General features: G+C 65.5%; 11 protein-coding genes. 5 read left to right on the top strand and 6 right to left on the bottom strand.

All coding sequences use genetic code 11. The features are described from left to right. From VGH54_RS03995 to VGH54_RS03980, 4 genes are all read right to left on the bottom strand, one after another. The coding region (locus tag VGH54_RS03995; RefSeq protein WP_331510644.1) for an alpha/beta hydrolase at positions 1–759 on the bottom strand (759 nt) is incomplete at its 3' end. Between the two features lie 378 nt (positions 760–1,137). Next, positions 1,138–1,437: a protein UsfY gene (gene usfY / locus VGH54_RS03990; RefSeq protein ID WP_331510643.1), complete on the bottom strand. Its 300-nt coding sequence runs from the start codon at positions 1,435–1,437 to the stop codon at positions 1,138–1,140. A 96-nt stretch (positions 1,438–1,533) separates the two neighbouring features. Then, a complete protein-coding gene (locus VGH54_RS03985) occupies positions 1,534–1,914 on the bottom strand; it encodes a hypothetical protein (protein ID WP_331510642.1) in 381 nt (126 codons plus the stop codon). Positions 1,915–1,967: 53 nt separating this feature from the next. After that, entirely contained in the window at positions 1,968–2,753 is a 786-nt protein-coding gene (locus tag VGH54_RS03980) for a DUF732 domain-containing protein (RefSeq protein ID WP_331510641.1), read from the bottom strand. Between the two features lie 344 nt (positions 2,754–3,097). Here VGH54_RS03980 and VGH54_RS03975 point away from each other — a divergent pair, with 344 nt between their 5' ends. The 3 genes from VGH54_RS03975 to VGH54_RS03965 are packed head-to-tail and all read left to right on the top strand — an operon-like array spanning position 3,098 to position 5,900. Continuing rightward, entirely contained in the window at positions 3,098–4,456 is a 1,359-nt protein-coding gene (locus VGH54_RS03975) for a wax ester/triacylglycerol synthase family O-acyltransferase (RefSeq protein WP_331510640.1), read from the top strand. Between the two features lie 4 nt (positions 4,457–4,460). Continuing rightward, a complete protein-coding gene (locus VGH54_RS03970) occupies positions 4,461–4,943 on the top strand; it encodes an NUDIX domain-containing protein (protein ID WP_331510639.1) in 483 nt (160 codons plus the stop codon). A gap of 24 nt (positions 4,944–4,967) precedes the next feature. Beyond that, a complete protein-coding gene (locus VGH54_RS03965; protein WP_331510638.1) occupies positions 4,968–5,900 on the top strand; it encodes a haloalkane dehalogenase in 933 nt (310 codons plus the stop codon). Here VGH54_RS03965 and VGH54_RS03960 read toward each other — a convergent pair. Next, complete coding sequence (locus VGH54_RS03960; RefSeq protein WP_331510637.1) at positions 5,878–6,315, bottom strand: lipoprotein LpqH; 438 nt, start codon at positions 6,313–6,315, stop codon at positions 5,878–5,880. The genes VGH54_RS03965 and VGH54_RS03960 overlap by 23 nt on opposite strands. Before the next feature lie 94 nt (positions 6,316–6,409). Here VGH54_RS03960 and VGH54_RS03955 point away from each other — a divergent pair, with 94 nt between their 5' ends. Then, positions 6,410–7,642, top strand: a complete 1,233-nt coding sequence (locus VGH54_RS03955) for a cytochrome P450 (protein WP_331510636.1) — start codon at positions 6,410–6,412, stop codon at positions 7,640–7,642. A 66-nt stretch (positions 7,643–7,708) separates the two neighbouring features. Here the strand turns inward: VGH54_RS03955 and VGH54_RS03950 are convergent, their stop codons facing one another. Continuing rightward, positions 7,709–8,788, bottom strand: coding sequence for an ATP-dependent DNA ligase (locus tag VGH54_RS03950; protein WP_331510635.1), 1,080 nt, complete (start codon positions 8,786–8,788; stop codon positions 7,709–7,711). 38 nt (positions 8,789–8,826) lie between these two features. Between VGH54_RS03950 and VGH54_RS03945 the strand changes: the two genes are divergently transcribed. After that, on the top strand, positions 8,827–9,578 hold a 752-nt coding region (locus tag VGH54_RS03945), incomplete at its 3' end, for a DNA polymerase domain-containing protein (protein ID WP_331510634.1).

The following is a 9,578-nucleotide window of genomic DNA, read 5'->3' as shown; positions in this document are numbered from 1 at the left end:
GCCGCACTGCACAGGAACGACGAGGTCCTCGCGGGCATGGATGACTAGGGTTGGCACGGTGATCGTCGGCAGGATCGGCCGCACGTCGATCCGGAACACCGCTTCAAGTGACGCGCGCGCCATTCCCGGGCTGGCGCACATGCGCTCAAATATGGCGAGCTGGCGGAATCGACCGGACGCTGACGGCGCGGTGATGCTGATTGTCGCACCGCTGCCCCACCGCGAGCGGACGCCGCGGGCGATTTCCTGAAAGCGGGCAATCTGCTCCACCGACGGCACATAGTCTTCACCCACCTCGGCAAGGACGCGCGCCCACAGCTGGGCCGAGTCGCACTCGACGTCGTCCCACCCCCGCGTGAAGCCGGTGAACGGATACGAGTCGGTGAGGATCAACGCCCGGGTTCGTTCCGGTCGGGTTGCCGCGAAAACAATGGACGCAAATCCGCCGTCACTCATGCCGAAAAGAACGGCCCTTCCGAAGCCGACGGCATCCATGACAGCCTCGATCTCAGTTGCTCGCTCATCCACCGTGCGAACGCGCGGGACCGGGTCCGACAGCCCGACCCCGGCCTTGTCGAACACTACGACGCGACAGAACCTGGCGAGCTGGTCGAAGAAGGCCTTGAATTCGGGGATAGTCCACCACAGCTCGATGTGGGTGACGAACGGCCCGACGAAGACCAGCTCGACCGGCCCGTCGCCGAACACCTGATACGCGATGCTGAGATCGCCGCAGCTGGCGTACGACGTGTCCGCCATGGCATGAGCGTACCGCTGATCCCACCGCTCGCCGGGGCACGAGTGATCGTCCCCCCGCCCCCCGGGTAGTTCCACTTAGTGATTGCTCAGGCAGCTGGTGGCACCCGGCTGATCCGAGGAGCCGGATCGAGGTCAGCCCACGGCTCAGCGCTGGGAATCGCGCAAGCCGCGCGTTAGCTCGTGGTCGCGGGCTGACCGACGCATCGGCTCGATTCGTGCCCGTGAGCACATCGGTGAGCACAGTTACACACATCTCATGTGATGTCGTGTGATGCAAAGCAGCAGCTCAACGCATGTTTGACCCCCTGACCAGGGATGCTGAGGATGGTTCAAATCCCTCCGCCACCGCCAATATCGTCCGGGACCGTAGGTAGCGCGCTAGCGCAACTGAGCGTCGGGGTGCGCGGCGTGCCACTGCTCCTCGATGCGGGTCACCCGGCGGTTCTCCACGACGATCCATAACGCGCCGGCGACCGCTCCGAGCACGGCGATGAGCACCGTGGTGGTGAGCCATTCGTAACGTCGGTAGGCGGCGGCGGCCGCCGTGCAGATCATCCCGAATGCCGACACGGCCAGCAGGATCAACCCAGGCCAGAAGAAGTTGTCCTTCATGGCGATGCCAGCGTGCGGTTGCGTGGTCCGAGAATGATCCGTCGGATCGTGATGAGTGTCGCCCATCACGTCTCCCTCCGTCGTCGGACGAGATAGACAAATGCTACTCCCGGCGAACTCACCGAAATGCCGAATTCTGCGCGGGTCGACGGCGCTGTTTGGTCAGGTCGGGCCGGCGCCTTGGCGGCCTAACACCTCGGGCAGTGAAACGGCCCCGATCGTTGTTACGAGCCACACCACAAGCGTCGTGGCCACCCAGGACGCCATGCCGCGAACGGTGAACCCGTGCGTAACTGCCGTGGCGAGGATTATCGCGAAAACGGTCAATGCCAGGCCGGTGCCCCCAAGCAGCAGCGACGCATACCCGTGGGGCAACTTCAAGATCAACAAAGACAGCGTCGCTTGCGCCACCGCGAACACCACGACGGCGACGATGAACCCCGACGCCGACAACGAAACTCCCGGAATAACCCACGCGGCAACCAGTAGTCCGATCGCCCACGATCCCAGGAGTAGAACGGCACGAAACAGGATTTGCCTCATGGCACTAAGCGTAGGTCTCGGGAGTGTGCCCATGAAAGACCGATTCAGCCGAGTCAGCCGCCGCCGTGTAGGCCGTCGCTGATTCCCTGCAGATCGTGGTTGATGCCCTGCAGATCTCCTTCGATGGTCTGCAGGTTGGTCAGCGACTTTTGGTAGGTCTGCTGCATCTGGTCCGAGGCTGTCGATTCGAACTGTGGGCAGTAGGTGATGACGGCAGCGGTAACGAAATTGGCACTCTGACTCCCGTCCCAGATCGTCGACTGCTGCACGAAGTGCGCGGCGTCGGCGACGTTGGGTTGTCGGCCGAGGAAATCGCACACCGCGTGTCCCTGGGCGGTGACGTAGTCGTGGCTGGGAACCGGTATCCCCTCGTGTTGAAGCGTGTCGATCAACGCCTTCTCGGCAATGTCGGTCGGCGAAACGGGCTTGGCCGGCGGAACGAATGGTGCCGGCGCTGGAGCCAGTGCCGCCGGGCTGGCTTGCGCATCGGACGGCGGGGTTGCCGTCGGCTGGGCAGTGGTGTGGCGATGGTGAAGCGCAAACATCACGGCGACGACGGCGGCGATGGTGATCAGCGACAGCTGGACCGCCGCGCGCAGCGCCAGGCGCAGCAGCAGACTCCGCCGTTTGCGAGGCGGGCGATCGTCGGCTTCGTCAGCGGGCAAGCAGATTTCGTCGAGAATCGCGATGTCACACATCGCATCCGCGGGGTGGCCCAAGCGCTCATCGAGAAGCGCGTCGAGTTGCCGACTGGACGGCCGTCCGCCGCGCTCGCGGATGGAGCGCAGCTCAGCCGCCACGCGTCGTAACTCGGAGTCGATCGTCTCGCGATCGCGCATCTCTTGAGCTTAGAACTACCCGCGCGGTCAGTGTCCGATCTCGTCGTAAATCGGGCCAACGATGAACAGGCCGCCGCGCGGAGTGCAGAACGGTTCACCGGGTGGAGGGGGCGGCGGCGGACGCGGCGACGGTCGTCAGCCTCATATTTGCATGTCGCCGCATTCATCGATATCGAAGGACCGCTAGGCCCGGACTTTCAAAAGCTGTTGGAACTCACCGGCATCCAACAGAATCTGCTCGAACCGGTTCTCGGACTTGTCGGGCCGCCGGGAGGACTGTTCACCAGTTGAACCAATTCGCCCAATCGGCCGGGGCGGGATCGACGCGGGGCTTTAATTGAGCCATGGAACTGATGAGTCCACTGGACTCGGTGTTTTTGATGATCGAATCGCGCGAACACCCGATGCACGTCGGCGGCCTGCAGCTGTTCGAGCCGCCGGAGGGCGCCGGGCCGGAGTTCGCCCGAGAAATCCGCGACGCGCTGGTCGCCAACAATGACTTCCAGCCCACCTTCCGTAAGCACCCGGCGTGGACGTTCGGTGGCATCCCCAACGTCGCCTGGACTTACGACGACCCGGCTGACGTCGATATCGACTATCACGTGCGGCGGTCGGCACTTCCGACGCCCGGACGGGTCCGCGAACTGCTCGAGCTGACCTCGCGGTGGCACAGTGGCCTGCTCGACCGGCATCGCCCGCTGTGGGAAGCCCACTTCGTCGAGGGGTTGAGCGACGGCCGGTTCGCCGTATACAGCAAGTTCCACCACTCGTTGATCGACGGAGTCTCCGCTTTGCGGCTCATGCAGCGGACGTTGTCGCCTGATCCCGATGACACTGACATGCAGGCCATTTGGGATCTGCCGCGGCGCAAGAAGGAAGCCGAGAAGTCGAAGCGGCCGGGCCTGTCCCAACTAGCGGGATCTGTTGCGGCATATGGCCCTTCGACGTGGTCGCTGGCCCGCGCCGCGCTGGTGGAACAGCAGCTGACCTTGCCGTTCGCCGCGCCGCGCACCATGTTCAACGTGCCGATCGGTGGTGCGCGACGGGTTGCCGCCCAGTCGTGGGGGATTGACCGGCTCAAGAGCATCAAGGTCGCCGCCGGAGTGAGCTTCAACGATGTCATCCTCGGTATGTGTTCCGGCGCGCTGCGCCACTACCTGCAGGATGAGCACGCGCTGCCCGACACCCCGCTGATCGCGATGGTCCCGGTGAGCATGCGCTCCGAGTCCGACGCCGACAGCGGCGGCAACCAGGTGGGCGCGCTGTTGTGCAACTTGGCCACCGACGTCGACGACCCGGCGCAGCGGTTGGAGGCAATCAGTGCATCGATGCGCGGCAACAAGAAGGTGTTCGCCGAATTGCCTCGGCTGCAAGCCTATGCGCTGTCCGCGGCTCTCATCGCGCCGCTGGGACTGTCCGCGTTGCCGGGTTACGCCTCGACGGCACCGCCGGCGTTCAACATCGTCATCTCCAACGTGCCGGGACCGACCAAGCCGATGTACTGGGGCGGCGCCCGGCTCGACGGCAACTACCCGCTCTCGATCGCGTTGGACGGGCAGGCGCTGAACATCACCATGGTCAACAATGCGGACAACATCGACTTCGGTCTGGTCGGTTGCCGGCGCAGCGTGCCGCACCTGCAGAGGTTGCTTGGTCACCTGGAAACCTCGCTCAAGGATCTGGAGCGCGCGGTCGGAGTGTGACGGCGTGCCCAAGCTCAGCGCGGGCCTGTTGCTGTACCGAGTGCGCGACGGGGTCGTCGAAGTTTTGATCGCGCATCCGGGTGGGCCTTTCTGGGCCCGCAAGGACGACGGCGCCTGGTCGATTCCGAAGGGCGAGTACACGTTAGGCGAAGACCCATGGGCGGCCGCGCAGCGTGAATTCGAAGAAGAGGTCGGCTCGGCGCCGCCCGCCGGCCCACGCATCGATCTGGCTCCGGTCAAGCAGCCCGGCGGCAAGGTCGTCACCGCGTTCGCGGTCCCGGGTGACCTCGACCCGGCCGACGCGCGCAGCAACACCTTCGAACTCGAATGGCCAAGGGGCTCAGGGCAAATGCGCACCTTCCCGGAGGTCGACCGGGTGGAGTGGTTCCCGGTGGCCCAGGCCAGGGCCAAGCTGCTGAAAGGCCAGCTCGCGCTGCTCGATCAGTTGATGGCGGACCCCCGCATGGCCGGTTTGCGGGAGGGCTGACGGACCTGGCGTATCTTCACACTCATGCAGACGCTGCGCACACCAGACGACCGCTTCACAGATCTGCCCGAATTCCCTTATCCCGCAAACTATTGCGATGTTTTCGACGGCGACGGCGGGACGCTGCGGATGGCCTGGGTGCAAGACGGCCCGGCCGACGCCGACCCAGTGCTGATGTTGCACGGCGAACCGTCGTGGTCGTTCCTCTACCGCAAGATGATCCCGGTGCTGGTCGCGGCCGGGCACCGCGTCATCTGCCCCGACCTGGTCGGCTTCGGTCGCTCGGACAAGCCGACTCGCATCGAGGACCACAGCTACGCGCGCCACGTCGAATGGGTGCGGGAACTGGCGTTCGACGCGTTGGACCTGCAGCGGGTGACTCTGGTCGGACAGGACTGGGGTGGCTTGATCGGGTTGCGGCTGGCCGCTGAACACCCCGAACGCTTCAGCAAGCTCGTCGTCGCCAACACCGGTCTGCCCACCGGCGACATACCGATGCCGGAAATCTGGTGGCAGTTCCGCCAGGCGATCCAGAGTGCGCCGACGATCGACGTCGGCCGGTTCGTGCAAGGGGGCTGCCGGCGGCCGATGAGCGACGAGGTCCGCGCGGCCTACGACGCGCCGTTCCCCGACGACACCTACTGCGCGGCACCGCGGGCCATGCCAGGCCTGGTCCCGACCTCGCCCGACGACCCTGCCGCGCCGGCCAACCGGTCCGCATGGGCGGCCCTGACCGCGAGCTCGACGCCGATGTTGGTCGCCTTCAGCGATGGCGATCCGATCACCGGCGGCATGGCGCCGATCTTGCAGCGCGAAATGGTGGGCGCACAGGGGATCGACCACCCGGTCGTCGGCAACGCTGGCCACTTCCTTCAAGAAGACGCCGGCGAGGAGCTCGCCGGGTACATCGTGGACTTCCTCGGCGCCCAGGCCGTCAGCACGACACCGCGATGCTGAACGTCTCGGCTTTGAGCCGGGTCGGTTGGTCGTGGTTGAAACCCAGTGCGGCGCCGGCGATGTGGTACGTGGGGCCGGTCATCGTGACCGCGGCCTCGCCCTGCAGTTCGCGCTCGTAGGAACCGGTGAACCCGCCGAGATCCTGCAACCGAACGAACTCGGCCTTCAGCTTGTTGGCGTTGGACAGCATCGCGCTCAGGCCTGATGCCTGAACGTCGGTGTGGATCCTGGTCATCCAGTCGATCGACTCGCAACGCACCGAATATGTGGTGCCCACGTCTTTCCCGTCGACGGTGAGCACTGCGGTGCCCGGCGGCAGCACCCCGGGCCTGGCCGGCGCGGCTTGGTCGGACGAGCAGCCGGCGGTCACGCCGATCAACAGCATCGCCGCGGCGACGCAGACGCCTTTTTGCACAGCAGGAATCTACCGCCGCGCCCCCGCCGCCGCGTTGTCGTCGTCGCGGGACCGTAGCTACCTGCACTTTCTTTCAGACCTGCACAATGCAAATATGTCTGCCACGTCGAGTGTCGCCGGGCCGCAGGAACTCTTGCTGCAACTACTGGATCCGGCGAACCGGGCCAACCCGTACGGGGTGTACGAGCAGTTCCGGGACCGCGGGCCCATGCAGGTGCCGGACGGCAATCTCACCGTCTTCTCGTCCTACCGCGACTGTGACGAGGCGTTGAAGCATCCTTCGTCGTCGGTGGACCGGCTCAACTCGACGATGGCCAAACGCTTCGCGGCCGACGGCGCGACGGTGCGACCGCAGGGGCCGCCGATGTTCCTGTTTCTCGATCCGCCCGATCACACCCGGCTGCGCAAACTGGTCAGCAAGGCGTTCGTGCCCAAGGTGGTCAACGAGTTGACGCCGCTCATCACCGAACTGGTCGACGGGTTGCTGGACCGCGCCGCCCAGCAAGGCCGCTTCGATGCGGTCAGCGGTCTGGCCTACCCGCTTCCGGTGACGGTCATCTGCCGGCTGCTGGGGGTTCCGCTGGAGGACGAGGCGGAGTTCAGCCGCGCTTCGGCGTTGCTGGCGCAGGCGCTGGATCCGTTCTTCATGGTCACCGGCCAACCGGCCGGCGGCATGGACGAGCGCATCCGAGCCGGGCAGTGGCTGCGGGGATACCTGCACGACCTGATCGCGCAGCACCGCGCGCATCCGGGCGACGATCTGATGTCGCGGCTGATCGCGGTCGAAGAGTCCGGCGACCAGCTGGCCGAAGATGAGATCGTGTCGACCTGCAGCCTGTTGCTGATCGCCGGTCACGAGACCACCGTGAACCTGATCTCCAACGGGATGCTGGCAATGCTGCGCGACCGGTCGCAGTGGACGGCCCTGGGAGCCGACGCTGAACGTGCGTCAGCGGTCATCGAGGAAACGCTGCGCTACGACCCGCCGGTGCAATTGGTGGCCCGAATTGCCGCTGACGGCATGACAATTGGCGACACTCACGTCGTCAAGGGCGACACGATGGTGCTGCTGCTGGCCGCGGCTCAGCACGACGCGAGCGAGTTCGACCAACCGGCGACCTTCAACCCCGATCGAAAAGCTTTCCGGCACTTGTCCTTCGGGCGTGGACTGCACTACTGCCTGGGTGCACCGCTGGCCCGGCTGGAGGCCGCCATCGCGTTGTCAGCGGTGACCGCGCGCTTCCCCGATGCGCGCCTGGACGGTGAACCGGTCTACAAGCCCAACGTAACCCTGCGCGGGCTGGCGTCACTCGAGGTGACGGTCTGAGCCTTCGCCGAATGGCCACTTATTGCACACCTTTCGCAAATTTGCGTGTCATAAGTGGCCGCTCGACTACTGCTCGCCGGTTGGGCCGAGCCCCGAAACAATATCGCCGAGGCTGAATGTGATGGGGCTGTCGAGTTGGGTGTAGGTGCATGACGCCGGCTCGCGGTCAGGCCGCCAACGATTGAACTGGGCGGTGTGCCGGAACCGCTCACCTTCCATGTGGTCGTAGCGCACCTCAACGACGCGGTCTGGTCGCAGCGGCACGAACGACAGGTCCTTGCCCACGTTCCAGCGGGAGAACTCGTTCTTGCGTGGAGTGCGCTCGCCCGCCTCGTGGGCCGCCCAGTTCCATGGGTGATCGTCGAAACTCGTCACCAACGGCTGCAATTCGGTGAACAGTCGCCGGCGTTCGGCCAGCGGGAAAGCACCGATCACGCCAACCGAGGCCAGCGTCCCGTCGTCCTTGTACAACCCGAGCAGCAGCGAACCGATCGCGTCGCTGCCCGATTTGTGCACGCGATAACCGGCGACCACGCAGTCCGCGGTGCGCTCGTGCTTGATCTTGAACATGATGCGCTTGTCCGGCTGATAGGTGATCGTCAACGGTTTGGCGATCACCCCGTCGAGACCCGCCCCCTCGAACTCGTCGAACCAGCGCTGCGCCGTATCCAGGTCCGTCGTCGCGGGGGTGACGTGCATCGACGGACCCGATCCGGCCAGCGCATCGACGAGCGCCGCGCGTCGCTCGGAAAACGGCCGCGCGGTGAAGTCGGCGTCGCCGAGGGCGAGCAGATCGAACGCGATGAACGACGCGGGCGTCTTCTCGGCCAGCATCCGCACCCGCGAATCGGCCGGATGGATGCGCTGCTGCAGCGCCTCGAAATCCAGGCCGTGATCGGTGGCGATGACGATCTCACCGTCGATCACGCAGCGCTCCGGCAACTCGGCGGTGGCCGCGGCGACCAACTCGGGGAAGTACCGGGTCATCGGTTTCTCGTTGCGGCTGCCGACCTCCACCTGATCGCCGTCGCGAAAAAGAATCGACCTGAACCCGTCCCACTTGGGCTCATACGACGCGTCCGGCGGGATCGATTTCACCGATTTGGCCAGCATCGGCGAAACCGGCGGCATCACAGGCAGGTCCATCACCACATTGTGCTGGAACCCTGTGCTGGAATCGGGAGATGGCATCACCAGCAGAGGAAATCGACGTCGACGGGATCGCCGTTCGGCTGACCAATCCGGACAAGGTGTACTTCCCGAAGCTGGGATCGGACGGCACCAAGCGACGGCTCGTCGAGTACTACCGCGCCGTCGCGGCAGGCCCGATGCTGGCTTCGTTGCGAGACCGCCCGACGCATCTGCAGCGCTTCCCCGACGGCATCGACGGCGAGGAGATCTACCAGAAGCGAATTCCGCAGCACCACCCCGACTACCTGGAGACCTGCCGGATCACCTTCCCGTCGGGACGGACCGCCGACGCGCTGCGGGTGACCCACCCAGCCGCGATCGTGTGGGCCGCGCAGATGGGCACCATCACGCTGCATCCGTGGCAGGTCCGCTGCCCCGATGCCGAGCACCCCGACGAACTGCGCGTCGATTTGGACCCGCAACCCGGCACCGGCTTCGCCGAAGCACGATCTGTCGCCGTCGATGTGCTGCGGCCGCTGCTCGACGAACTGGGGCTGGTGGGTTATCCCAAGACGTCCGGCGGTCGCGGCGTCCACGTGTTCCTCCGGATCACAACCGACTGGGATTTCATTGCGGTGCGTCGCGCCGGCATCGCGCTGGCCCGCGAGGTGGAGCGTCGTGCGCCAGACGCGGTGACGACGTCGTGGTGGAAGGAAGAACGCGGCAAGCGCATCTTCATCGACTTCAACCAGAACGCTCGCGACCGCACATTCGCGTCGGCTTATTCGGTGCGGCGCACCGCAAT

Origin of the sequence: Mycobacterium sp. (assembly GCF_036488105.1) — a bacterium.
GTDB lineage: Bacteria > Actinomycetota > Actinomycetes > Mycobacteriales > Mycobacteriaceae > Mycobacterium.
The sequence above is the reverse complement of the archived record's forward strand: the minus strand, read 5'-3'. Positions and strand labels throughout refer to the sequence as shown.